At 61.2% G+C, this 23,869-nt stretch carries 24 protein-coding genes and 1 pseudogene; 10 read left to right on the plus strand and 15 right to left on the minus strand.

Annotated elements, in window-relative coordinates; translation table 11 throughout:
- Positions 1-7 precede the first annotated feature (7 nt).
- Entirely contained in the window at positions 8-913 is a 906-nt protein-coding gene (locus ACTJKX_RS12090; protein ID WP_440725411.1) for an SDR family oxidoreductase, read from the minus strand.
- Positions 914-1,004: 91 nt separating this feature from the next.
- On the opposite strand from ACTJKX_RS12090, the gene ACTJKX_RS12095 reads away from it, so the two are divergent.
- Positions 1,005-1,580, plus strand: a complete 576-nt coding sequence (locus ACTJKX_RS12095; protein ID WP_440725412.1) for a TetR/AcrR family transcriptional regulator — start codon at positions 1,005-1,007, stop codon at positions 1,578-1,580.
- Positions 1,581-1,614: 34 nt separating this feature from the next.
- On the opposite strand, the gene ACTJKX_RS12100 is transcribed toward ACTJKX_RS12095, so the two are convergent.
- Together ACTJKX_RS12100 and ACTJKX_RS12105 are read right to left on the minus strand one after the other, a co-directional pair.
- Positions 1,615-1,950, minus strand: a complete 336-nt coding sequence (locus tag ACTJKX_RS12100) for an ArsR/SmtB family transcription factor (protein WP_311942030.1) — start codon at positions 1,948-1,950, stop codon at positions 1,615-1,617.
- A 787-nt stretch (positions 1,951-2,737) separates the two neighbouring features.
- A complete protein-coding gene (locus tag ACTJKX_RS12105) occupies positions 2,738-3,937 on the minus strand; it encodes a multidrug effflux MFS transporter (protein ID WP_394307935.1) in 1,200 nt (399 codons plus the stop codon).
- Between ACTJKX_RS12105 and ACTJKX_RS12110 the strand changes: the two genes are divergently transcribed.
- Complete coding sequence (locus ACTJKX_RS12110) at positions 3,936-4,136, plus strand: hypothetical protein (RefSeq protein WP_311941956.1); 201 nt, start codon at positions 3,936-3,938, stop codon at positions 4,134-4,136. The genes ACTJKX_RS12105 and ACTJKX_RS12110 overlap by 2 nt on opposite strands.
- Positions 4,137-4,596: 460 nt before the next feature.
- Here the strand turns inward: ACTJKX_RS12110 and ACTJKX_RS12115 are convergent, their stop codons facing one another.
- Positions 4,597-5,742 carry a DegT/DnrJ/EryC1/StrS family aminotransferase gene (locus tag ACTJKX_RS12115; RefSeq protein WP_367623295.1) on the minus strand — a complete coding sequence of 382 codons (1,146 nt, stop codon included), beginning with the start codon at positions 5,740-5,742 and terminating at the stop codon, positions 4,597-4,599.
- A 163-nt stretch (positions 5,743-5,905) separates the two neighbouring features.
- On the opposite strand from ACTJKX_RS12115, the gene ACTJKX_RS12120 reads away from it, so the two are divergent.
- Positions 5,906-6,778, plus strand: coding sequence for a glycosyltransferase family 2 protein (locus ACTJKX_RS12120; protein WP_311941951.1), 873 nt, complete (start codon positions 5,906-5,908; stop codon positions 6,776-6,778).
- Positions 6,779-6,805: 27 nt separating this feature from the next.
- On the opposite strand, the gene ACTJKX_RS12125 is transcribed toward ACTJKX_RS12120, so the two are convergent.
- The 8 genes and pseudogenes from ACTJKX_RS12125 to ACTJKX_RS12160 all read right to left on the minus strand — a co-directional run bounded on the left by ACTJKX_RS12125 (position 6,806) and on the right by ACTJKX_RS12160 (position 13,453).
- The gene (locus tag ACTJKX_RS12125) at positions 6,806-7,309 is read right to left on the minus strand and encodes a GNAT family N-acetyltransferase (RefSeq protein WP_440725413.1); all 504 of its coding nucleotides are present in this window, start codon (positions 7,307-7,309) and stop codon (positions 6,806-6,808) included.
- A gap of 57 nt (positions 7,310-7,366) precedes the next feature.
- The gene (locus tag ACTJKX_RS12130) at positions 7,367-8,086 is read right to left on the minus strand and encodes a WbqC family protein (RefSeq protein WP_367623294.1); all 720 of its coding nucleotides are present in this window, start codon (positions 8,084-8,086) and stop codon (positions 7,367-7,369) included.
- A gap of 222 nt (positions 8,087-8,308) precedes the next feature.
- Positions 8,309-8,515: pseudogene (locus tag ACTJKX_RS12135) on the minus strand (CatB-related O-acetyltransferase); the annotation flags it as partial.
- Between the two features lie 639 nt (positions 8,516-9,154).
- The gene (locus ACTJKX_RS12140) at positions 9,155-9,982 is read right to left on the minus strand and encodes a transporter substrate-binding domain-containing protein (RefSeq protein ID WP_440725414.1); all 828 of its coding nucleotides are present in this window, start codon (positions 9,980-9,982) and stop codon (positions 9,155-9,157) included.
- A 28-nt stretch (positions 9,983-10,010) separates the two neighbouring features.
- Complete coding sequence (locus ACTJKX_RS12145; protein WP_440725415.1) at positions 10,011-10,661, minus strand: amino acid ABC transporter permease; 651 nt, start codon at positions 10,659-10,661, stop codon at positions 10,011-10,013.
- 8 nt (positions 10,662-10,669) lie between these two features.
- A complete protein-coding gene (locus ACTJKX_RS12150; RefSeq protein WP_440725416.1) occupies positions 10,670-11,341 on the minus strand; it encodes an amino acid ABC transporter permease in 672 nt (223 codons plus the stop codon).
- 297 nt (positions 11,342-11,638) lie between these two features.
- Positions 11,639-12,277 (minus strand): hypothetical protein, encoded by a 639-nt coding sequence (locus ACTJKX_RS12155; protein ID WP_394307945.1) that lies wholly within the window; start codon positions 12,275-12,277, stop codon positions 11,639-11,641.
- Positions 12,278-12,376: 99 nt separating this feature from the next.
- The gene (locus ACTJKX_RS12160; RefSeq protein WP_311941933.1) at positions 12,377-13,453 is read right to left on the minus strand and encodes a substrate-binding domain-containing protein; all 1,077 of its coding nucleotides are present in this window, start codon (positions 13,451-13,453) and stop codon (positions 12,377-12,379) included.
- A 240-nt stretch (positions 13,454-13,693) separates the two neighbouring features.
- Between ACTJKX_RS12160 and ACTJKX_RS12165 the strand changes: the two genes are divergently transcribed.
- The gene (locus ACTJKX_RS12165; protein ID WP_440725417.1) at positions 13,694-15,148 is read left to right on the plus strand and encodes an aldehyde dehydrogenase family protein; all 1,455 of its coding nucleotides are present in this window, start codon (positions 13,694-13,696) and stop codon (positions 15,146-15,148) included.
- 89 nt (positions 15,149-15,237) lie between these two features.
- A complete protein-coding gene (locus ACTJKX_RS12170; protein ID WP_440725418.1) occupies positions 15,238-16,203 on the plus strand; it encodes a methionyl-tRNA formyltransferase in 966 nt (321 codons plus the stop codon).
- Positions 16,204-16,267: 64 nt separating this feature from the next.
- Here ACTJKX_RS12170 and hppD read toward each other — a convergent pair whose 3' ends face one another.
- Positions 16,268-17,371: a 4-hydroxyphenylpyruvate dioxygenase gene (hppD, locus tag ACTJKX_RS12175; protein ID WP_440725419.1), complete on the minus strand. Its 1,104-nt coding sequence runs from the start codon at positions 17,369-17,371 to the stop codon at positions 16,268-16,270.
- 146 nt (positions 17,372-17,517) lie between these two features.
- On the opposite strand from hppD, the gene ACTJKX_RS12180 reads away from it, so the two are divergent.
- The gene (locus ACTJKX_RS12180; protein ID WP_440725575.1) at positions 17,518-18,000 is read left to right on the plus strand and encodes an Lrp/AsnC family transcriptional regulator; all 483 of its coding nucleotides are present in this window, start codon (positions 17,518-17,520) and stop codon (positions 17,998-18,000) included.
- Between the two features lie 14 nt (positions 18,001-18,014).
- Here the strand turns inward: ACTJKX_RS12180 and ACTJKX_RS12185 are convergent, their stop codons facing one another.
- Complete coding sequence (locus ACTJKX_RS12185; protein WP_149251501.1) at positions 18,015-18,872, minus strand: LysR family transcriptional regulator; 858 nt, start codon at positions 18,870-18,872, stop codon at positions 18,015-18,017.
- Positions 18,873-19,023: 151 nt separating this feature from the next.
- Here ACTJKX_RS12185 and ACTJKX_RS12190 point away from each other — a divergent pair, with 151 nt between their 5' ends.
- Complete coding sequence (locus tag ACTJKX_RS12190) at positions 19,024-20,598, plus strand: MFS transporter (RefSeq protein ID WP_440725420.1); 1,575 nt, start codon at positions 19,024-19,026, stop codon at positions 20,596-20,598.
- 219 nt (positions 20,599-20,817) lie between these two features.
- Here ACTJKX_RS12190 and ACTJKX_RS12195 read toward each other — a convergent pair whose 3' ends face one another.
- Positions 20,818-21,249, minus strand: coding sequence for a winged helix-turn-helix transcriptional regulator (locus ACTJKX_RS12195; RefSeq protein WP_434955663.1), 432 nt, complete (start codon positions 21,247-21,249; stop codon positions 20,818-20,820).
- An 89-nt stretch (positions 21,250-21,338) separates the two neighbouring features.
- On the opposite strand from ACTJKX_RS12195, the gene ACTJKX_RS12200 reads away from it, so the two are divergent.
- Genes ACTJKX_RS12200 through ACTJKX_RS12210 form a run of 3 tightly spaced genes read left to right on the plus strand, consistent with a single transcriptional unit; the run spans position 21,339 to position 23,860 of the window.
- The gene (locus ACTJKX_RS12200) at positions 21,339-22,154 is read left to right on the plus strand and encodes an oxidoreductase (protein WP_440725421.1); all 816 of its coding nucleotides are present in this window, start codon (positions 21,339-21,341) and stop codon (positions 22,152-22,154) included.
- A 48-nt stretch (positions 22,155-22,202) separates the two neighbouring features.
- Entirely contained in the window at positions 22,203-23,204 is a 1,002-nt protein-coding gene (locus ACTJKX_RS12205; protein WP_440725422.1) for an NADP-dependent oxidoreductase, read from the plus strand.
- Positions 23,205-23,251: 47 nt separating this feature from the next.
- Positions 23,252-23,860 carry an HAD-IA family hydrolase gene (locus ACTJKX_RS12210; protein ID WP_440725423.1) on the plus strand — a complete coding sequence of 203 codons (609 nt, stop codon included), beginning with the start codon at positions 23,252-23,254 and terminating at the stop codon, positions 23,858-23,860.
- Positions 23,861-23,869 lie beyond the last annotated feature (9 nt).

The following is a 23,869-nucleotide window of genomic DNA, read 5'->3' on the forward strand; positions in this document are numbered from 1 at the left end:
AAGGAACCTATCTATAACCGGTCGCGTCGGCCGGCTTTCCGGCTTCTTCGATCTCCGGAATGTAGCGCCAAGCGTCGGGCTGGGAGCCGTCAAGATCGGTGAAACCGTAGATTCGCGCCAGCTGCCCGCTCGAAAGAGACTGCCCGTTCCAGCGATTCCTTTCGGCATCGGCGGCGAGGGCTGCCACGGCGCGCCCGACGAAGCGGGGTGTTTCCGAAATGACGAAATGCGGCACCGTTGCCGTGGCATCCCGCCAATTCTCCTCTGCGACACCGAAGGCCTCCAGCATCATTTCCGAGCGCAGCCAGCCCGGGGTGAGCGCCACCGAGGTGGCCCCGTATTTGGCGAGGTCCTTGGCATGCGCCCAGGCGAGACGGATCACCGCCGACTTGACCAGATCGTAGAAGGGCGAGAGGCGGTAGTGGCTGGCATTGTAGTCAGCCGTTCCGTCCGTCATCTCCACGAGAAGACCGCCGGGGCGCTCGATCAGCAGGGGCAGAGCATGATGCGCGGTGATCAGATGGGTATCGATCCCCAGGCGCAGCAGGCGCAATCCCTTGTCGAGATCGTGTTCCCACACGGCCTTGTTCCACTCGAACAGTTTCTCGCCGCCCCAGACATCGTTGACCAGGATGTCGAGACGGCCTTGCTCGCTCCGTATCCGCTCCACCAGGCCGCGTACCTCATCGGGTACGAGATGGTCGACGCGGATGGCAATGCTCCGGCCGCCGGCCGCATTGACCAATTCGGCCGTCTCCTCGATGGTTTCCGGCCTGTCATACTCCGATCGATGCCCACGGGTGCTGCGCCCGGTGACGTAAACGGTTGCGCCTGCTGCTCCCAGCTCGACTGCAACACCTCGGCCCGCCCCTCGCGTGCCGCCGGCAACAAGTGCGACCTTTCCGGTGAGCATGACCACAGCTCCTGTTTTCGATTGCCGAGCGCTCTTTTCGAGCATAAGGATTGATATATAAATGATCGTTCGGTTATAAATGGATGTCAAGATGCCCCGACATAAGACCCTGCCCGACGAGACCGTGCTGGGAGTTGCCTTGCAGCTTCTGCACACTGGAGGGCCGGAGGCACTGACATTTGCGGGATTGGCGCGGGCTAGCGGCCTGGCGGCTGCAACCTTGGTGCAGCGCTTTGGCAGCAAGGCGCAGCTCAAGCAGGCGGCCTTGCTCCATGCCTGGGACCGCTTGGACGAAAAAACGTCACAGCTGGCAGCTGATATTGCGCGCACGCCCGAGGGGGCAGTCGATCTGCTGGTGGCTCTTTCCGGCGACTATGGCGCCATCGAATCCTATGCCGAAGGATTGCTGATCCTGAGGGAGGATCTGCGCGATCCCTTGCTGCGCGCACGCGGCGCGCGCTGGCGGGATGCCCTCGTCGACGTGCTCGACACCTGTTTGGCGGAGCAGGGCGGCCAGCGCCAAGGGCTTGGCCAATTGATGGCATCGCAATGGCAGGGCTCGCTCGTTTGGTGGGGTTTCGAGCCCAATTGTCCGGTTGCGAACCATGTCGGCCGCGAACTCAGGCAATTCGTGGCAGCCATCATGCCGAAAAGGGCGGGCACCTGAACGGCGCCCATCCCCATCGCCCTATTTGAGGGGCTTATCGGGCTTCGACCGAGCGAAGCTGCGTCACCGGGCTGCGTTCGGGCAGCTTCACCGGCATCGGCGCATCGTCAATGGCAATGTCGTGCAGAGCCATGCGTTCGGCGACCCAGCTTTCGGCCAGGGCCAGGGCATGCGGCGTCATGCGATAGGTGCGCACGCGGCCGGCCTTCTCGGAGACGACGATACCCCCGGCTTCGAGCACGCCGAGATGCTTGAGCACCGCGGGCATGCCCATGGAGAGGGGGAGTGCGAGTTCGCTGACAGAGGCTGGTCCGCGGGCAAGACGATCGACCATGGTGCGACGGCTGGTATCGGCGAGCGCATGGAACATTCTGTCGAGAGCGAGAGGATCGAGGCGAGCTTCCACGTCAGGCTACTTTCTTAGTCGGAGGAGGAAACCGGCCAGCAACGTGCCGGCCGGCGGGGCATCAAGCCAGGGAGAACAATCTGGGAGCACCGGTCTGGCGGGTCCCGGGCCTGGAAAGGGGAGGCATCGGCACCGAATTTCGACGGATGGTTCGGCTCGGCGAACGGCAAGGCTTCACAGTCCCAATCCGGCCCGCGATCTTGCCGGTAATTCAGCTGATACGATGAGGGAGAGAGCGCCATCGTCAGGCCTCAAAATGCCAATGATCTTCCAAACCGTGCCGGGCTGCCAAAGGAGCCTATCGAATTGATATCGTTCGAAATTCCAAACTTATGTCTGTCTTGCCGATCACAAAAAGAAGCCCGCTGCGCGGGCTTGGGAGGGTATCGAGAGAACCGAGCGAAGGTGCGAACAGCACAGCATGGAGGGGATCTGTTTGGAGATCGCTGCGCCGTTCGCAAGATCAATCTAGACGGGCGGCGCTAGGAGCACACTCCGTCAAATATGACGTGTCGAATTTGACGGATTGGCGGGAAAGGCGCGAATGACGCGCAGACCTCGCTGCAAGCGAAGGCGAGGTTTTTTGCATGAAAATGCGTAGATTGGAATAGATCTAGCAGGTTTGGCGGCCGGCAGGAAGCCGATCCGCCTACCTCTTTAGTAGAGGGCCTAGCAATCGCTGTTCGACTGGAACGACATGCGCGCCGATTCGGCCGGGATCGGAAACGGTGCGAGACCGCTGTGGTTGGGCTCATTCCGCCGGGGCGGCGATCTCCTTTTCAGTCAAAGTGAGCTTGGCCAGAATCAGCGCTCCTATGGCGCAGAGGGCGATGATCGTGACCATCGGCAGGGCCGTGCCATTGAAGAAGAGGCTGGCGATCACGATCATGACGGCACCCGTCACCATTTGCAGCGTGCCACCAAGAGCCGAGGCCATGCCCGCAATGGGGCCATGATGCTCCAGCGAAAGGACCATGCTGGTCGGGATGACCAGGCCGAGGAAGGCAAAGGTGACGAAGAGCATCGCGATCAGCACGGGCAGGCTGTCGACACCGCTTGCAACCAGCGCGAAAAGGGCGATGGCCGCGATGGCATAGGCGAAGACGGCGCCGAGGATCACCCGGCCCATGCCGAAACGTTGGCCGAGATGGGCGCTGAACTGGGAGGCGCCGATGAAGCCGATGGCGTTCACGGAAAAGGCCAGGCTGTAGAGCATTGGGGTCAGGCCGAAATGATCGACATAGATGAAGGAGGAACTGGCCAGGAAGGTGAAGAAGCTCGACATGCCCAGCGCGCCGATGAAGGTCACTCCCAGGAAATGGCGGTCACGCAGCAGCAGCCCGTAATTCGACAGGACGGTGGGCAGGTTGCCGGCAATGCGTTCGGCCGGCGGCCGGGTCTCCGGCAGCACGAAAGCCGTCAGCAGCAGGCTCAGCACGGCGGCGATGGTGACGGCTACGAAGACCGCGCGCCATCCGAAGGGAATGATGAGGGCGCTGCCTGTGAGAGGGGCGAGGATGGGGGAGACGCTGAACACCAGCATCACCAGGGACATCAATCGGGTTGCCTCGACGCCGGTATGCAGGTCACGGATGATGGCGCGCGGGATCACCATCACAGCCGCCGCTCCGATGCCCTGGATGAGGCGCAGGCCGATCAGCCAATCGATGGTTGGGGCCGACGCGCAGCCGATCGAAGCCAATGTGAACACCGCCAGACCGAAATAGAGCGGCAATTTGCGGCCGACAATGTCAGAGACCGGTCCGTAGATGATCTGGGTCAAGCCAAACCCCAGGAAGAAGGCCATCAGGGTCATCTGGGCGGCGGCGGTGCTGGTCTGGAGATGCTCCGCCATCGAGGGGAGGGCGGGAATATACATATCGATGGCAAAGGGCCCGATGGCGGCGAGCAGGCCGAGCACCAGAGCGTTGCGAGCAAAGCTGTGCGGCATGGAAAATCCTGTGACGACCGGCGAGTTGGAGGGGCTTTCGGCCGCAGCCGATGGCAGCTGGCGCAGCATGGCCCTGGAGAACTGCTTCCTGGCACGTGGTTATCGCGAGCCCACTCGTCAAGCAAGGGCCTGGAATACGCACTCGATCTGCCTGCCCGCCAGGCATCCCGGCCGTGACGCTGGGCTTGTCGGCCATTGATGGAAAGGAAGGTGGTACTTGGGTAAGGAAGGTCTCGAGCCGGAAAAGTCAGCAATGGCGGCCGCCGACGAAAACGGGGGAAGAAGCAATGCTTCTTCCCCCGTTCACCGATTTCTCGAAACGCCAAGCTTTCACAAGCGAAATCTGCACTTGGTTGTTATGTGAAGCAACGCTTGGCAGAAATGGAGCCCACAACCTCAATGGCGTCTTTGTTAACAAGATGGAATGCTACAATCAATTTCAGGCCTGTCCAGTATGAAATTGAATCAATCCGTCCGTTGCGGAACTTATATCGATTTACCTTTTCAGATGAGAAAAAGAACCGAATTGAGTAGTCCGCAACGGCTATAGGTTGTTTGGCGTTTCGCCCCGCGGAAGGGCGATTCGGAAGAGTGGTGGCGAGGAGACCTTGCCGCATGAACCAGCTATCCCGACAGCGATACCGTCGGTCTCCGGAACATCAGGTCTTGTCTGCGAGAATCTCCCGCAAGGCACCTGCGACGATATCTGCTTTGTCTTCGGTCATATTGTAGCCGGACGGCAGATTGATGCCGTGCCTGGCGATCGCCTGTCCCTTGTCATGCGGCGTGACCAGGCGCTTGGCTGCCGGACGATCGGCAAAAGCCTGCATGCTCGACAGCGGCGAGAAGAAAGGACGGGTATCGATGTTGCGCTTGTCGAATTCGGCCATCAGGCTGAACTTGTCGAGGCCGAGGGCCGGATCGAGGACCACCGTCACCATCCAGAAGGAGTTCTCGCTTCCCTCGGGTTCGGCATTGAGGGTAATGCCGTTGAGCCCGCCGAGCCGTTGCCGGTACCAATCGAAAATGGCGCGCTTATGGGCGATCAGCGTGTCGATGCGTTCCATCTGTGCGACGCCGAGAGCCGCCGTCACCCCATTCATGCGATATTTGAAGGCGATTTCCTGGTTGATGAACCGGCGATGGTCGCCCGGCGCCCGGCCATGATCCCGCAAGCAGAGCACGCGCTGGTGGAGATCGTCGTCATCGGTCACCAGCATGCCGCCCTCGCCGGTGGCGACGGTCTTCGAGCCATGGAAACTGAAGGCGGCTGCCCGCCCGAAGCTGCCCGCGCGCCGACCGCGATAGCGAGAGCCGAGGGCCTCGGCCGAATCTTCGATGAGATGGACGCCGTGCCTGTCGGCAATGTCCTGCAAGGCCTGCCAGTCGCACATCGAACCATAGAGGTCCACGCCCAGGATCGCCTTGGTCTTGGGACCGATGGCGGCCTCCACAGCGTGCGGATCGATGCACCAGGTGTCGGGCAGTATGTCGACGAGCACGGGTTCGGCACCGACATAGGTGACCGGTGCCACCGAGGCGATCCAGGTCACGTCGGGCACGATCACCTCGTCGCCCGGGCCGATGCCGAGCGCGGCCAGGATGAGATGCAGTGCTGCCGTGGCATGCGGCACGCTGACGGCATGCTTCACGCCGACATAATCGGCCATCATCCGCTCGAAGCGGGCATTATAGGCATAGTGATTGGCATACCACGCCGTGCGGGCCGCCTCCGCGGCGAGTTCGGCCTCTCTCTCCGTGATGGAGGGACCTGCGACGGGAATGCGTTCGGGGGCAATGATCACGGTGACTCGGCTCTACTTGATTGGCAGCCGATACATACCGCGCTCACCTGCGCGGCGCCAGACCGATCAAAATGGCCGGCGCAGCGCAGGAATTGCCGGTTGCGGCTGTTGCTGCAAAGGAATAGGACATGCTCCGGTTGATGGCCGATAGGAGCCCGTGAGCATGTCAGGACCCTGCGTAACTATAGGGATTCCTATCTATAATGCAGAAGACATGATCGCGGAATGTCTGGAGTGTTTACTGAACCAGACATACAGAAATATTCGCATCGTCATATCGGACAATGCTTCAACGGATGGCACTCAAGCCATCGTCGAGCGCTATGCAGCAGTCGACAATCGGATTACATATCTGAGGCGGCCCGAGAATGTCGGACCGGTCAGGAACTTCCGTGGCCTGGTGGATGCGGCGCAGACACCGCTCTTCCTGTGGCGGGCGCATGACGACCTGTCCTCCGCCGACTATGTCGAGCGATTGGTCGCCGCTTTTGATCGAACGCCGAATGCCTTGCTGGCCGTTCCTACCGTGATGACGTATCGAAGCGACAGGCCTGTCACTATTGCGCGGCCCCGTGAACTGCAGGGGTCGCAACTGCGACAGATTGCGGATCTTCTCTACAATTCTCCTGCAAGCTGGTTCTATGGCCTGTGGCGAACCGATGCCTTGCGTGGAATACTGGATTACGTCAATCGGGCCTATCCCGACCCCTGGGGATCCGATCATCTGGTGATGTACCCGGTTTTCATACGCAGGGCCGTTGCGATGGCACCTGAGGCTCAGTTTTCCCAGCGCATCGTCTGGAAAGAAGCCAACCGTTCGATGAGGATCGTGCCGGCCATGCATCTTGTCCGGTTGCGGCGAGCCTATTGGAAAGCCTGCCTCCACGATATCGATGAAGCCGGGTTTAGCGGGGTCGAGAAGCTTGCCCTGAAGGGGATTACTTTTTTCTATGTCGGTAAACGGGTTGCCCGCATTGGCAAGATCACCCGCGTCGCTTTCAGGCAGGTTCTGGCGCTGTTTAGACGCAAAAACTGAAGTAAATATTATTATTTATACTAAAATTTATATTCGCTTTTCCATCAGTACGACGTCGTAAATGTCGTCGTTCGTACGAAAGTGGTTCAGCATCGTCCCAACAATTCTAAAATTCATGGACTTATAGAGGGAGAGCGCGGCGAAATTGTCCGCTCTGACTTCCAGGAGTATTTTTTCCAGGCGATGTTTTTCTTTCGCCGTTGCAACGAGGTTCTCCATTGCAACACGTCCCAAACCCTTGCCTTGCGCGCTCGGCGCAATAACGATGCCGATAAAGCCATGCCGATTGTGATGGTGAATATTGGTGATCTGGGCAAAGCCGATTGGTTCATCCGTCGTGCTATCGGCAATGACCATGAAACTGCCATTGGGGTCGGTCTTCCGGCGCTCCAGCCATCCGGCGACTGCGTCATCATCTGTTGATGTCACCACATTGAGCAGCAGGGCCTGCAGGGCGGAATCCCTCCGAAGCGAAGCGAGAAAATCAAAATCGCTATTCTCCGGAGATCTCAAGCTCACTCGCTTCAACATCGCATTCCTGTTTGCTTGATGGCAGCAGTCGATAGAGGAAGTCTGCCGGTTAACGCGTCATGGCGTTTGCTTTGCCAGAAATTCGCGCCAGTGAACGGTTCGGGGTTTCAGGAATTGATTGGCATCACGGCCGGTGCGGCCGATCAGATCGAGGATGGAAACATAGGGTGTAAAGGCGCCGCCATCTTGCGGCCATGGCGTCAGGCTGTAGTCCATATATTCGACGCTCACACCGTTCGCTTCGAACGCTTCGTGGTCCATATATCGCGCGGCGCCGTGTCCGGTGAGATATCGCGTCCCGCCCACGCCGAGGACGATGTCCAGCACGCGCTTCCACGAAGAACCGACTATATTCAGCTCACTGCTGTGGGTTATTTTTCGCGACGTCCCAATTCCAATATAGTCGGCAGACAGTTCTATGCTTCGGATCAGGGTGTCGCACAGCTTGTCTTGCTCATACGCCCTGTCGAGAATGTCGATCGCGTCCTGTGCATGGGAGGCGGTGGCGAGCGATTGCTTGAGGAGCAATTGGTGGGTTGCCCGCCAATCCCCGGCCGTGGCATCCAGATCCATGATGGGCTTGTAGGTGCCCCCGCCGGCAAGCGGAATGGTCATCCACTTGGTTTGATCGCCGACCTTCACCTGCACGCGGTTTGTAAAACTTCCTTTCGAGAACTGAGCATCATCCAAATAAACATAAATGTCCGCCAAGGCGAGTTGCTCGAAAAAGCCGGGCCAGGGGAACAGCATGGGTTGGGTGATTACTACAGTTGTCATGCTCGATTTCAGAGTTGTGAGCTACGTGATCTATTTCGCTAAAACGTTAAGGTAACATCTTGATTATGCAATGACCTAGCAAACGACAAGGTCACACCACTGTTTCACGGGGCTGGCATTTCCTCTTCCGGCCGTCCAGCGACATACTCAAAGCTGCGCCACGAACGCGACCGGATCCCGCAGCAGCGACGCCCTGGCTCTAATCGTCTCGTCCGGCCAAGTCCACCAGGCACTGGCCAGCAATTTTTCGATGGTGTCGTCATCGAAGCGATAGCGGATCAGCTTGGCGGGCACGCCGCCCATGATGGCGTAGGGCGGCACGTCCTTGGTGACAACAGCGCCGCCGGCGATCACCGCACCATGCCCGATGGTAATGCCGGTCATCAGGGTTACCCCCATACCGATCCAGACATCGTGCCCGATCACGATCGGGTCGTTCTTGGGATAATGGCGGTCGATCGTTTCGTCGACGATTCCCCAGCCTTCGAGATAGGTGGCGGGACTGGTCGAGACGAGATCGAGAGGATGGTTGCCGCCGGAGACCTTGATCTCGGTGGCGATCGAGCAAAAAGCACCGATTTCGCCAATCTTGGATTGCTTGGTGCACAGCGGGCGATATCCGTAGCTGTACTTGCCGACGCGGATACCGAAGCGCTGCTCGACCAGCGCCCGCATGAAATCGTCGCGCGGACCATAATGCGAGCGCGACCATTTGGAGACTTTGCGCAAGGCGAAGCGAGGCAGCCCGATTTGCAGCAAGCGCCGATGCAGGGCGGAACGAATGACGATGTCGTCAGGGGCGTAGGTCAGGGTCGTCGCTTTGGAGGAGATTACCACGGCTGGCTTTCGTTTTTCGCTATCTTCTCTCGGCCAGGTCAGGCCTCCTCATGCGGCGATCGAGGAGGGATCGCCGAGACTTCCGTTGCCTATACCAACTCTGCCCGTTTCCTCAACGGCTTCTTCAGGCAGTCCGCCAGGCGATCCTGGCCTGAAGAACTGTGATGCGGTCCTTGCCGGTGCATTGCCGGCCGGAGAGGAACAGCCACACCGGCCGGTGAAGCGGGGTCATCAGAATTTCGGCATGGGCGGCAAGGGGGCCAGGGGAGAGCCGAACCATTTCTGGTTGATCTGGCTGAGCTGCCCGTCGGCAACAATCTCGCCGATGAAGCCGTTGCACCATTCCTGCAAAGCGGTATCGGCCTTGCGAAAGGCCATGCCGTTGGCCTGTTCCTTCATCTTGAACTTGGCCTCGATGCCGAGGCTGGCATAGTCCTTGGTGAGCTGGGCGAGCACCGTATTGGAGGCACCGATCGACTGGACCTGGCCCGAGATCAAGGCTTGGGTGGTGGTGGCATCGTCGTCGAAGCGCATGATCTGGGTGCCTGATGGCGCGATCTGCGAGACGGTGATGTCCTGTGTCGAGGCACGCGCCACACCCACGGTCACACCCACGAGATCCTCGGGCTTGGTCACCTTCAGGTCCTTAGGACCCATGATATAGGTGGTCAGCGTGCTGTAGGGATTGGAGAACAGCACCTGCTTCATGCGTTCGGGCGTGATGCCGAAAGTGGCGATGAGCAGGTCGACCTTGTTGGTGAGCAGGTAGGGGATGCGGTTGGGGCCGGTCACCGGCACCAGCTCGAGTGAAACGCCGAGCTTATTGGCCATCAGAGCGGCGACGTCGGCATCATAGCCAGCCGGCTTCTGCTCGGCATCGGTGCCGCCGAAGGGCGGGTAGTCGGTGAGGACGCCGACGATCAGCTTGCCGCGCGCCTTGATTTCATCGGGGGTCGCGGCCGCTGCCGGTCCGGCAGCGAGGGGCAGCGCCAAGGCGGCTATGCCGGCGGCGAGGCACAGCCCAAGCCCACGGCGTGAAATCGGATCTGTCAAAGCCATGATCGTTTCCTCTCCTTGATTGAAAATTTCAGCGCCTTGCCACCGTCAACCGCCGCTCCATGGCGCGGCTCCAGAGCGACAGCGGCCAGCACACCAGGAAATAGGCGAGCGCCACCAGGCCGAAGATGGTGAAGGGCCTGAAGGCGGCATTGTTGATGATCTGGGCCGCGCGGGTGATCTCGACGAAGCCGATGATCGAGGCGAGCGAGGTGCCCTTGATGAGCTGCACCAGGTAACCGATGGTCGGCGGAATGGCGATGCGTACCGCCTGGGGGATGACCACCTTGAACATGCGCGGCAGATAGGTGAGGGCGAGGGCCCGGGCCGCCTCGCTCTGGCCCGGCGGCACCACCTCGATGGCGCCGCGCCAGATCTCGCCGAGAAAGGCGCTGGCATTGAGGGAAAGGCCGATCGCCGCCGCCGTCCAGGGATTGACGTCGATGCCGAAGATGCCGGGCACGAAGAAGGCGAGGAAGAGCTGCATCAGCAGCGGCGTGCCCTGGAACAGCTTGATGTAGCCCATAGCCAGCCAGCGCAGCGGCCGGATCTCGGCCGTGCGCGCCAGCGCAACCAGGAGGCCGCCTATGCCGCCGCCGATGAAGGCGACCGCCGAAAGCAGCAGTGTCCAGCGCAAGGCCAGCAGGATGTAGAGGATGTCGGCTTCGCTCAATACACGCATGCTGCCCCCTATCGCCGGCTCGGCTGGCGCAGGAAGGCGCGCTCGATGCCGGCGAACAGGCACCAGAACACGATCGACAGGCCCAGATAGATCGCGGTCGCCACGAAATAGACTTCGAAGCTGCGGAAGGTGCGCGATTGGATATCGCCAGCCGCTGCGGTCAGCTCGCTGGCGGCGATGGCCGAGCAGACGCTGGAATTGAGCATGAGCAGGATGAACTGGCTGGTCAGCGAGGGATAGATCGCCTGGATCGCCGGCTTGAGGATGACGAGGCGGAAGATCTGCAGCGGCTTGAGGCCGAGCGACTTGCCGGCCTCGATCTGGCCCTTGGAGATGCTCTCGATACCGGCCCGGATGATCTCGATGCCATAGGCGCCGACATTGACCACCAGTGCCAGCAGGGCCGCACTGTTCGAGGACAGGCGCAGGCCGAGGGAGGGCAGGCCGAAAAAGATCACGAAGACCTGGATGAGGAAGGGGGTGTTGCGGATCAGTTCGATGTAGGCGTCGATGACATAACGCAGTGGAGGTGGTCCGGAGGTCTTGGCGAGTGCCCCAATGATCGCCACCACCATGCCGATGGCCATGGCCAGCCCCGAAAGTACCAGCGTGTGCAGAGCGCCGACCGCAAGCTCCGGCCAATAGGCGAAGACGTCGGCGAACTCGAATTCGTAACTCATGCCGTCCGCTCTTGCGGCAATCCGGCACCGGCTCGGACGGAACAGCCCACGCAGCGTCTCCCCTTGACGTTCCCGTTAAGCGCCCGGTCTTCGTGGGCCTCGATCGACGGGGGCAGCTTTGCATGGATGGCCGGCAGGGTGAAGCACCAGCCGGGCAGATATCCAAGGATAGTTGGGACAACCTGCAAAGGAGTTGTCAGAGCAAAGCGCGTTCAGGCGTGAACGCTCATTTGCTCTAACTCTTTGGTTCGACGCGTCTTTGTGACTCGAAGTGATTCATTCAAATCACAAAACGCTTTAGCGCGCCTTGCCGGGCAGGATCAGGCCAGGAGAGACGGCTCCGAGCACGACCGGCTTGTCCTGGCCGCAGCGGAAAGAGCGGGCCTGTTCGTCGGCGATCTTGCGCGCCAGCCTATTCGCGTCGCCATTGGCACGAGCATCGACATAGCCGACATGGCAGGTGCCGTCCTTGCCCAGCCGGGTGACGACCAGGACGCGGCCGGAGGCGGGCGAGGAACCCTTGGCCTCTGCCTTGTGGTCTGCTTCCGTCATCACCTGCCATTGCAGGATGGTGGCGAAGGGCTGCCGCTGGCCGGCGGCGAGACGCCATTCCACCGTGCCGTGATCGGCACTGTTGAAGGCTGCGAAGGTTTCGTTGGCGGCAATGTCGTTGGCGCCGGCCTTGCCGAAGCTGACAAACATGCGCTGGTCGCCGGCAGAAAGCCGCATGGGGAGGCCACGATAGCCCGGGCAGCGCCAGCTCCCGTAATCCTCCTCGTCGCCTCCCGGCTGGTGAGGACACTTGGCGGTATCGAAGTTCGTATAGGCGCTGGTGAAGGGCTCGGCCGCCAGAACGCCGGAGGACAGCAGCAAGAGGACGGCCAGCCCCAGCAGGAAGCTGGCGAAAATGGTTTCGGCGATGTCGTTGCGTGTCATGGCGCTCCCCTGTCTTTGCGGTTTCGCTGTTGCCCTTCTAGGGAGATGGCGGCGAAGGCACTGTGCAGGATGACACGCAGGCGTTTCGGGCAAAGGGCGTCATTCCGATTTGCGGAAGACCTCCCGGATGGTCTTGATCGCACCGGCTTCCTTCACGCGATAGCCCGGCAATTGCGAGATGGCGGTATGGAATTCCTGGCCGCGCATGACCGCCAGTACGCGCTGCATGGCTGGAAGGTCGAGGATCTGCTTGTGGCAGACGAAGACATAGTCTTCGGTGAGGAGGCGCACGAAATCCAGGCCGAACTGCCGGGCGGCCGCCTCGACCCCGAAGGCGACGTCGGCGAGACCGCTGGCGACATAGGCGGCAACGGCGGCGTGGGTGAATTCGGAATGCTCATAGCCATTGATGCGGCTGCCATCGATGCCATGCTGGGCCAGAAGCTGTTCGAAGACGAGCCTCGTGCCGGAGTCCGGGTCCCGGTTGACGAAACGGATCGCGGGATCGAGCAGTCTTTCCAGCCCATCGATGCCACGCGGATTGCCGCGCTGTACGATCAGGCCGACTTCGCGCGTGACGAAGGAGATCACGCGATGCAGATTGGAGTTGAGCCAGCCCTTGCTGGCGGCGATGGCGCGCTTGCGCAATTCGCCCTGCGGCAGATGCATGCCGGCAAGGTCGCAGCCGTCATGGACCAGCGAAACCAGTGAGCTCTGGTTGCTGACATAACGAAAATCGATGTCGATGTCCGGCTCGCGGCTGAGGAGCTTGCGCAGCTTGGGCACGGCGAAGCCGTGGCTGGCGTGGATGCGCAGGACCAAGGGCCCGTGCGGCAGCATCTGGTTGATCTCGGTTTCCAGTTCCTGCGAGAGATTTTGCAGCAGCGGTCCCAGCCGGGCTTCCAGCCTTTGTCCCGCCCAGACCAGCTTCTCCCCGAAGGGCGTGAGGCTGGTGCCGCTGCCCTGCCGGCGCACGACGATGGGGGTGCTGAAGAACTCCGACCATTTCTCGATCAGATTCCAGGCATGGCGATAGGAAACGTTCGCCTTGTCTGCGGCGGCGGTGATCTTTCCGGTAGCGCGGATCTCGGCGAGGAAGTCGAGCATGATCTGGAGCGATTGTGCGTCTTCCTGCCTGTGAAAACGCCAAACAGGCTCGATCTCGATCCGGATCATGCCGCTCCTCCCGCTCCAAGTCTCGAGGCTAGTGCCCTCACATATGAAATAGAAAACATATTATATTGATTGCAACATAGGATCATACGTTCATAACTCCGCTCTCTCTTATAAGCAGAAGATTTCATATTCCCATGATTTTGTTAGGTAACTAGCATCATTTCTATCTTGCACCCGACGATCCTCGTCGTTGTTGAAAGTGCTAGATATGAACTATAATACATATATGGGAGCTCTGACGTGCTTAAACGGGTATATGGCGACATTCATGACCTTCTGATCGATGGCCGGCGCATCGCAGCGGCTTCCGGTCGCAGTTTCGAGACCTTGAATCCAGCAAGCGGTGAGGTCGTTGCCCGGGTGGCGGAGGCGGATGCCGGCGATGTCGACGCCGCCGTGCGCTCGGCCCGTGCGGCGTTCGAAGGCAGCTGGTCGCGCATGAAGGCCAGCGAAAGAGGCGCCTTGCTGCTGAAGCTGGCCGATCTCATCCGCCGCGACGAAGACGAACTGGTACGGCTGGAGAGCCTCGATTCCGGCAAGACGGTTTCCGCCATCCGCCGCCAGGATCTGCCCGCCGTCCTCGACACGCTCACCTATTATGCCGGCATGGCCGACAAGATTAACGGCCAGGTCATACCGGCCCGGACCGACGCCTTGACCTATACGGTGCGCGAACCGCTGGGCGTGGTCGGTGCCATCATCCCCTGGAACTTCCCGCTGATGATCGGCATGTGGAAGATCGCGCCGGCTCTGGCCTGCGGTTGCACCGTGGTACTCAAGCCGGCCGAACTGACGCCGCTCACCGCCCTGAAGATCGGCGAGCTGGCGCTGGAGGCAGGGTTCCCTGCAGGCGTGCTCAATGTCGTGCCGGGTTTCGGCAAGATCGCCGGCCAGGCGCTCGTCGACCACATGGATGTCGACAAGATCACCTTCACCGGCTCGCCCGTGGTCGGACGCCAGATCCTGCAGGGGGCGATCGGCAATCTCAAGCGGGTGACGCTCGAACTGGGCGGCAAGTCGGCCAACATCGTGTTCCCGGACGCTGATCTCGATGCCGCCGCCAAGGCGGCAGGGGCCGGCATCTTCTTCAACACCGGGCAGGTCTGCTCGGCCGGCTCGCGCATCCTGGTGCATGAGAGCGTCTATGACGAAATGGTCGAGCGACTGGCCGCCCGCGCCCGCTCGATCCGGGTCGGCGATCCCCTGGAGGCTTCGACGAGCATGGGCCCGCTGGTCTCCGAGGTACAGATGAAGCGGGTGCTTGGTTATATCGACATTGGCCGCAAGGAAGGGGCCTCGGTCGTCGCCGGCGGTACCAGGCATGGCAAGGCCGGCTATTTCGTCGAACCGACGGTGTTTGCCGGCGTCCGGCACGAGATGCGTATCTCCCAGGAAGAGATCTTCGGGCCCGTCGCGGCCGTGATTCCCTTCAAGGACGAGGAAGAGGCGATCCGCCTGGCCAATGGCACGGTCTACGGCCTGGCGGCGGGTGTGTGGACGGGCGATATCGGCCGGGCCCATCGCTTCACCCGGCGACTGAAGGCCGGCACGGTCTGGGTCAACACCTACGGCCCGACCGACGTCCGCCTGCCCTGGGGCGGGGCCCGCGATTCAGGCTTCGGCCGCGAGCATGGCGATGCCGCCATCGACAATTTCACCGAGCCCAAGGCGGTGTGGATCAATACCTGCGCCTGACGAGACGCCGGCCTTCCCAACGACATGGAACGTTTCCACCCCCGCGCGAGCGGGGATGGACCTTCTTTGCCTGAATTCATGGAGAAATCATGCGTATCGCAATCATTGGCCAGCAAGCGTTCGGCAAGAGCGTGCTGGAAGCCTTTCTGGCCCGCGGTGACGAGGTGGCGGCCGTCTTCTGTGCTCCCGAAAAGCCGGGCGCACGGCCCGATCCGCTCCGCCTCGCCACCGAGGAACGGGGACTGAAGCTGTTCCAGCTGCCCAATCTCAAGAGCCCGGCGGCCGAGGGCGCCCTGCGCGCGCTCGACGTCGATCTCGCCGTCATGGCCTATGTGCTGCAATTTGCGCCGCAATCCTTCGTCAGCATCCCGCGGCACGGCACGATCCAGTACCATCCGTCCCTGCTGCCGCTCTATCGCGGCCCGAGTTCGATCAACTGGCCGATCATCAAGGGGGACAGGCAGACGGGCCTCACCATCTTCCGGCCGACGGACGGTCTCGACGAGGGGCCGGTGATCCTGCAGAAGACCATCGCGATCGGCCCGAACGACACGCTCGGCACCGTCTATTTCGACCATTTGTTCCCGCTCGGCGTCGAGGCCATGCTCGAGGCGGCCGACCTGGTGGTGGCCGGACATCATGCCGAACAGGCCCAGGACGAGGACCTCGCCTCCTATGAAGGCTGGTGCCGCGAGGCCGAGGCCAGGATCAACTGGAATGCGCATGCCGAGGCCATCCACAATCTGATCCGTGGCTGCGATCCGGCTCCTGGCGCCTGGACGATGGTGCAGGGCAGGAAGGTCCGCCTGTTCGGCAGCGTCCTGCGGCCGGTGCGTCGCTTCGGCGATGTCGCTGGAAAGCCGGGAGAAATCGCTGCCATCGGCGAGCAGGGCGTCGTAATCGCGGTGCAGGGCGGGGTGATCGAGATTGCCACCGTCCGCAACGATGCCGGGCAGAAGCAATCGGCGGCCAGCTTTGCAAAGTCGCACGGCCTTGCGGTTGGCGATCGCTTCGAATCCGATGCCGAAGCAGGCCTCGCCGCTGCCGCGGGCTGAAGGTAAAGACAACAAAGCCGACGCCGTGATGGCGTCGGCTTCTTCTTCATGTTTCTGAAGGTGGCTACTCGGCAGCCAGGGCGCCGCGCCGGATCTGGTCCTCTTCGATCGACTCGAACAAGGCGCGGAAATTGCCCTCGCCGAATCCCTCGTCGCCCTTGCGCTGGATGAATTCGAAGAAGATCGGGCCGATCACCGTCTTGGAGAAGATCTGCAAGAGGATCTTGGTCATGCCACCATCGCGCACGCCTTCGCCGTCGATCAGGATACCGTGCTTTTTCATGCGCTCGATTGGCTCGTCATGGCCATTCACCCGGGCATGGGAGCGCTCGTAATAGGTGTCGGGCGGGCCCGGCATGAATTTCAGGCCGTTGGCAGCCAATTTGTCGACCGAGTCGTAGATCCCCTCGGTGCCGACGGCGATGTGCTGGATGCCTTCGCCATGATATTTCTTGAGGAATTCCTCGATCTGGCTGGTGTCGTCCTTGGACTCGTTGAGCGGGATGCGGATCTTGCCGCAGGGCGAGGTGATGGCGCGGCTGACCAGGCCGGTGATGCGGCCGTCGATGTTGAAGAAGTGGATCTGCTTGAAGCCGAAAAGCTCGCGGTAGAAGGCCCACCATTTGTCCATGTTGCCGCGATAGACATTGTGGGTCAGGTGATCGAGATAATAGAAGCCGACACCGGCCGGCTTTGGATCAGGCTCGCCCAGCCAGTCGAATTCCTGGGTATAGGCAGAGCCCTTTTCGCCATAGGCGTCGATGAAATAGAGCAGGGAACCGCCTATGCCGACGATGGCCGGCACGTCCAGCGTCTTGTCATTGCCTTCATAGGGCGTGGCGCCTCGGGCCACCGCATGCTCAAAGGCGTGCCTCGCGTCGACCACGCGCCAGGCCATGGCGGGTGCGCAGGGACCATGGGTTTCGACGAAGCGCATGGCGTGGCTGCCGGGCTCGGCATTGACGATGTAGTTGATGTCGCCCTGGCGCCAGACCGTGATGTCCTTGGTCTTGTGGGTGGCAACCGGCACATAGCCCATGCTGGTGAACAGCGCCTGCAGCTTGGCGGGTTCGGGATGGGCGAATTCGACGAATTCGAACCCGTCCGTTCCGGCGGGATTGTCGGGAGTGATGGCTGCGGGGGGCGCATCGTGCGGGAAGGGGCCCATATTTTCCTCCTGGCTGTGAAAGGGGCGATGACGCGCCCTTCGCTTTGAGAGGAATTGTGACACTATGCGTATGCAATGTGCTTGCATCTTTCGCGTGTTTGGCAAAAACTATGCATGAAGCGCGCATGAAATCCCGGATTGATGCAATGATCGATCTCGACGCTTATGATCTGCGAATCTTGCGGGAGCTGCAGCGTGACGGCCGCCTGACCAATATCGAGCTTTCGGAGAAGATTGCGCTATCGGCTTCGCAATGCTCGCGCCGGCGCTCCCGCCTGGAGGCATCAGGAGTGATCTGCGGCTACCAGGCCAGCCTCGATCCGCACAAGGTCGGGCTCGACCTCCTGGTAGTGATCTCCGTGACGCTCGCCACCCACAATCGCGACAATGCCCGCAAATTCGCCCAGCTGGTCAACGACCTGCCGGAGGTGCTGGAGGCCTATGCGCTCACCGGGGAGATGGACTACCACCTCAAGATCGCAACGCGCGGGCTTGCCGGCCTGTCGCGCTTCGTGAACGAGGTCTTGCTGCCGCATGATTCCGTGCAGCACGTGAAGACCTCCATCGTGCTGGACACGCTGAAGCGCTTCGAGGGGTTGCCGCTTTCCAGCATCCACCAGGAGGAATGATGCTCCCTTGGCGCTCAAGTCGTCCGGTGTTCCCGGAAGGCTGTGGTGAGGATGCGCAGGGCGTCCCGTGCCCGCGGCGACATAGTGTTGCAATGCAGGATGATTTGCGATGGCGGCAAGGGAGGCAGGCCGAGCTTGGCGCTGACTTCGACCACGCCGGGCGGGGCGACGCGATGGGCGAGGGCCGCGACCGCGACGCCGGCGGAAACGGCAAGATTGAGGGCCGAGCCGCCGCCGCCGACGAAGGTCTCGCTCCAGGCCAGGCCCGCCCGTTCGAGAGCTTCCGTGGAGCGCAGGCGATCGGGGCAGGTTTCGCACATGCTCAGCATGGCGAGCGGCAGGGGCTTTTCCCTGCACCATTCGAAATGCGGGGCAGCGTACCAGCCGTAATGGGTCGCCGACAGCGGCGTACCCGGCCTGCGATCGTCCTCATTGTGGACGATGACGGCGTCGAGTCCGCCTTCGTCGAGCGCGGCCATCAGCATGGTGGTGGTGTCGATCTTCACCTTCAAGGTGAGCGTCGGATCGTGGGCGTTGAGCTGCGCCAACAGGGCAGGCAGTTCGGGGCCGGCGACATGATCGACGAAGCCGAGCGAGAGCCGGCAGGGCGCCGAAGCGAACTCGGCGATCGCCCGTTCATGGGCGGCGATGAAATCGCGTGCGGCGGGCAGGAAGGCAGCGCCGCGCGGTGACAGGCGCACCCGCCGCGGCGTGCGCTCGATCAGCCTTGCGCCGAGCTTTTCTTCCAACCGCCGCAATTTGACGCTGATGGTCGCCTGCGTGCTGGCCAGCGCCTCGGCGGCCCGGGTGAAACTCTGCAGGTCGGCCACCATCACGAAGGCCTTGACGGCATCGACATCCAGCGTCGTCATCGCATCAATACCATTTTGTCATTTCTGAAATAGATGATGATCGTCTTTTTATATGATCGGCCTTCTTCTATGTGAGGACAACCGTCTTTTTCAAGAGCCGGGGGAAGAGTGCGCGGCCATCGCCGCCGGCCCCGGACCAGGTTGTTCGATCATGACTGTTCAGACAGGGCGTAATGCCGTCGCATTGGCGGGCGTGTGTCTCGCTTCCCTCTTGTTCGGGCTGGAGATTTCCAGCGTGCCGGTGATCCTGCCGACCCTCGAAACCGCGCTCAAGGCCGATTTCAAGGATCTGCAGTGGATCATGAACGCCTATACCATTGCATGCACCACGGTCTTGATGGCGACCGGCACCCTGGCCGATCGTTTTGGCCGCAAACGGGTGACCGTGATCACCACCATTGCCTTCGCCCTGGCCTCGCTGATCTGCGGCCTCGCCCAGGATTCGCTGGTGCTGATCATTGCCCGCTTCCTGCAGGGCCTGGCCGGTGGCGCCATGTTGTTGTGCACGGTGGCGGTGCTCTCGCACCAGTTCCAGGAGGGCGCCGAGCGCGGCCGGGCCTTCACGGCCTGGGGCATCGTCTCGGGTGTCGGCCTTGGTTTCGGCCCGCTGATCGGTGGTCTGATCGTTTCGCTTTCAAACTGGCAGTGGGTGTTCCTCATCCATGTCCCGCTAGCCGGTGTGGCTCTGCTCCTCATCGCGGTCGGCGTCCGGGAATCGCGTGATCCTCAGGCCAAGCGCATCGATCTGGCCGGTATCGTCACGCTGTCCCTGGCGGTATTCGGTTTCTCCTATCTGATCACCCAGGGAGCCGACCTGACACCGGCCATGCGCTGGGGCGCCGCGGCAGTGGCCATCGTCGCCTTCGTTGCCTTTCTGGTGGCCGAAAAGATCAGCCCGCATCCGATGTTCGACTTCTCGGTGTTTCGCATCCGCCAGTTCTCAGGCGCAATCATGGGCTGCATCGGCATGAATTTCAGCTATTGGCCCTTCATCATCTATCTGCCGATCTATGTCTCGAGCGGTCTTGGTTATGACGCGACGCAGGCGGGCCTGCTGCTCCTGGCCTACACCTTGCCCTTCATGGTCGGTCCGCCGCTCGGCGAGGCCCTGCGCCGGCGTTATCAGGCCCGGATCGCCATCCCCCTTGGCCTGATGACGATCGGCCTCGGTTTCCTCGCCATGAAGATCGGCGCCGGCATCGAGGGCGCCAATTGGCTGACCCTGCTGCCGGGCCTCCTGATCGCCGGCCTCGGCATCGGCATCACCTCGACGCCCACCACCAACACCACCACCGCCTCGGTATCGCCGGACAGGGCCGGCATGGCCTCCGGCATTGATATCAGTGCCCGCCTGATCACCCTGGCCATCAATATCGCGGTGATGGGTCTCGTCCTGGTCGAAGGTATCCGGGCCTCGCTGCAGGCGAGCCTTGGGGCGGCGCTGGGAACCGAGGAATTGCGGACGCTGGCGGAGAAGGTCGCCGCCGGCAATCTCGCCAGCCTGAGCCAGGACGTGCCCAAACTCGCCGGGGCGGATCCTTCCGGCTCTCTCGTTCACGCCGCGCTGGTCGACAGCTTCGGGCTGGTGATGCTCTATGGGGGTATCGGCGTGATCGTGCTAGCCATTCTCAGCTATCTGATCTTCGGATCCGGACAGGCACAGACGGTGGGCAAGGCCGAACGCGAAGTTGCGCCTTCGCCTGCTGTCGCTCTGAAAGGGGAATGAAGTATTCGATCGTATACAAAAGGCAAAATAGTCGAGCGGCGCCGTTGAACCTATCGGCGCCGCAATGCTTTTCTAGGTTCGGAACCTAGGAGTCCGACATCCGCATTTGGCAGCAACTCCCTGAGACGTCGCTTGACGAACGGAGCGTCACCGGCCCCCCAACTGGAAGCGAGCTTTCAACAGGAGTTGTCAGGCGCGGCTTTATCTGCCGTGGGCAGACTATTCGGGCGCGGCGATACGAATAGGACGTGTTCCGACAGGAGCGCCGGTCTGACGGTCGATGGTGACGGGATCGATCTCCGTTCCGGTCTCAGCGTCGAAGAACCGGGTCACCTTGCCCCCGCCGCGATGTTTGCGTCCCCAGGCACCGATCGCAAACAGCACCGGCAGAAAGTCGCGGCCGGCTTCCGTCAATACATATTCGTCCCGTGGCGGGCGGTCGGAATAGCGGCGTTTCTCCAGCAGCCCGTCGTCGGTCAGGGCTGAAAGCCGCCCCGTCAGCATCGTCGGCGCGATACCGAGGCTCTTGCGAAAATCATCGAAGCGGGTCAGCCCCGCATGAGCGTCGCGCAGGATCAGCATGCTCCATGCGTCACCCACAAGCGCTAGGCTGCGGGCGATCAGACATGGCTGATCCGAAAGCTTTTTCATGTCAGTATCTTTTTAGTAGTGACTTACTATCGAATTGATAGTAATGGATCGCTCATCGATGTTCCACGATAAAATGAAAGTCGAACCTGATGAGCAAGACAGAACGCGGCATTGCCTTGGTCACGGGGGCCTCCTCCGGCATCGGGCTGGTGACCGCACAGGCGCTGCGTCGCAATGGCTACCGTGTCTTCGGTACCAGCCGAAAGACGATGCCCGACACTGCGGACGGGATCACGATGCTGATCTGCGACGTAACCAGCGATGCCTCCGTTCAGAGCCTCGTAGACGAGGTCCTGGGCCGCGCGGGGCGGATCGATCTTCTGGTGAATAACGCTGGTCTCGGCCTCCTAGGGGGCGCTGAGGAATCCTCGGTTGCACAGGTGCAAGCCCTGTTCGACGTCAATCTGTTCGGCGTCATCCGCATGACCAATGCCGTGTTGCCGTCGATGCGGCGGCACGGCAAAGGACGCATCATCAACATCGGCTCGATCTTGGGCCTCATACCTGCGCCGTATGCGGCTCATTATTCAGCGGCAAAACACGCAATCGAGGGCTATTCGGAATCACTGGATCACGAGGTTCGTGCCTTCAATATTCGCGTCTCGGTTATCGAGCCGGCGTTCGTCCGCACTGTCTTCGACCAGAATGGGATTAAGCCGGATTCCATCTTGAATGAATATGATGGCGCTCGAGCTGGGCTCGACGCGCTCCTTCGCGACGTGATGCCCAAAGCCGATCTGCCAGATGTCGTGGCCGCTGTGGTGGTCAAGGCCGCGACCGACGCCCGTCCGCGACGCCGCTATACCGCTGGCAAGGCGGCGCAGCAGATCGGCATGCTGCGCCGGTTTGCCCCTTCAGATGTATTCGACAAGAGTTTGCGTAAACAGTTTCGTTTGCCGGTCTGACAGCATTGCTCGGACTGCCTGCTTTCCATAGAAACGAAAGTCAATCTAATGAGATCATTCCTGATTGACCGCTACACGAAAGGCGGTGTTCTGCGGCTCAGCGAAAGTCCCGAGCCAGCGTTGCTTGCGAATGACGTCATGGTGGAGATTCAAGCTGCCAGCGTGAACCTCCTCGACAGCAAGATCAGGAACGGGGAGTTCAAGTTGATCCTGCCCTACCGCCTTCCTCTGGTGCTGGGCAACGATGTAGCGGGCGTGGTGGTGCGAGTCGGGGCCAATGTCCGGCGCTTCAAGCCTGGCGACGAGGTCTACGCACGTCCGGCCCAGGATCGCATCGGGACTTTTGCCGAGTATATCGCCATGGACGAGGCCGATGTGGCGATCAAGCCTAACAATCTGAGTATGATCGAGGCTGCATCCATTCCGCTTGTCACCCTGACGGCCTGGCAGGCGCTGGTCGAGCGGGCCGAGTTGCAGAAGGGGCAGAAGGTTCTGATCCATGCCGGCTCGGGCGGCGTGGGCACGATCGCGATCCAGCTTGCCAAGCATCTGGGGGCTCATGTGGCCACGACCACGAGTACGGCCAATATCGCTCTTGTGAAAAGTCTCGGCGCGGACGTCGTGGTCGACTACAAGAAGGATGATTTCGAGAAAGTGCTGCAGGGTTACGACGTCGTGCTGAACAGCCTCGGGAAGGATACGCTGGAAAAATCCCTTGCTGTGCTGAAGCCGGGCGGCAAGCTCATCTCGATTTCTGGTCCGCCGGATCCGGACTTCGCGAGACAGAATGGCTCGGGCTGGCTGCTTCAACAGGTCATGCGCCTGCTGAGCTCCGGTATTAGGAGAAAATCGAGACGGCAAAAAATCAGCTATTCGTTTCTCTTTATGACAGCCAACGGCGGGCAACTTGGTAAGATCACTTCCCTGATCGAGGCGGGCGGCATACGCCCGGTAATTGACTCGGTTTTCCCGTTCGAGAGGACCAACGAAGCACTGGGCTATGTCGAAACGGGTCGTGCGAAGGGGAAGGTCGTCGTCGCTGTGAAGTGACGTCTGGGGACCAATAGAGGTCAGCGGATTTGAAAGCAGGAAGCATCATGTCGTCTTCGCCGTTCCAAGCGCTCGTCTTCGATCTCGGCGGCGTCGTGGTGGAGCACGACAATGCCGTGCTGTTTGAGCGCCTGGCTTCACGCTGCCATCCCTCTTGGACGCCCGAGGAGGTGGTGGGCCTGTTCCGGCAATCGCGTTGGGGCACGGGAACACCGATCCGCCTGTTTCACCAGCAATTGGCCGAGGTGGGCGGGTATGAGGCTTCGTGGGACGTTTTCGTCGAGGATTGGAGCTGCCATCTCGCCGTCAATCCCTCCATGCTTGCCGTCATGGGGCGCCTGGCAAAGCGCAACCGGGTGATGATCTTCTCGAACACCAATCAGGAACATTGGGATTTCGTACGGAAAGCGTCGGGCGGCGTGCTGGCCGGTTTCGAGCCCTATCTCAGCCATGAGATCGGGCATGAGAAACCCTCGCTGCGTTCCTTCCAGGTGGTGGCCGAAAAGGCCGGCATCGATCCTGGCAGCTGCATCTTTTTCGACGACCTGCCCGCCAATGTCGAAGGCGCAAGGCAGGCCGGTTTCCAGGCCGAAGTATTTCTGGGCGAGGGCTGGCTATTGGCCTTGCTGGCGGGCAGGGGCGTGGCGTTGGGCTAATAGCTCTCG

The organism is Labrys sp. 22185, assembly GCF_052045555.1.
GTDB lineage: Bacteria > Pseudomonadota > Alphaproteobacteria > Rhizobiales > Labraceae > Labrys > Labrys neptuniae.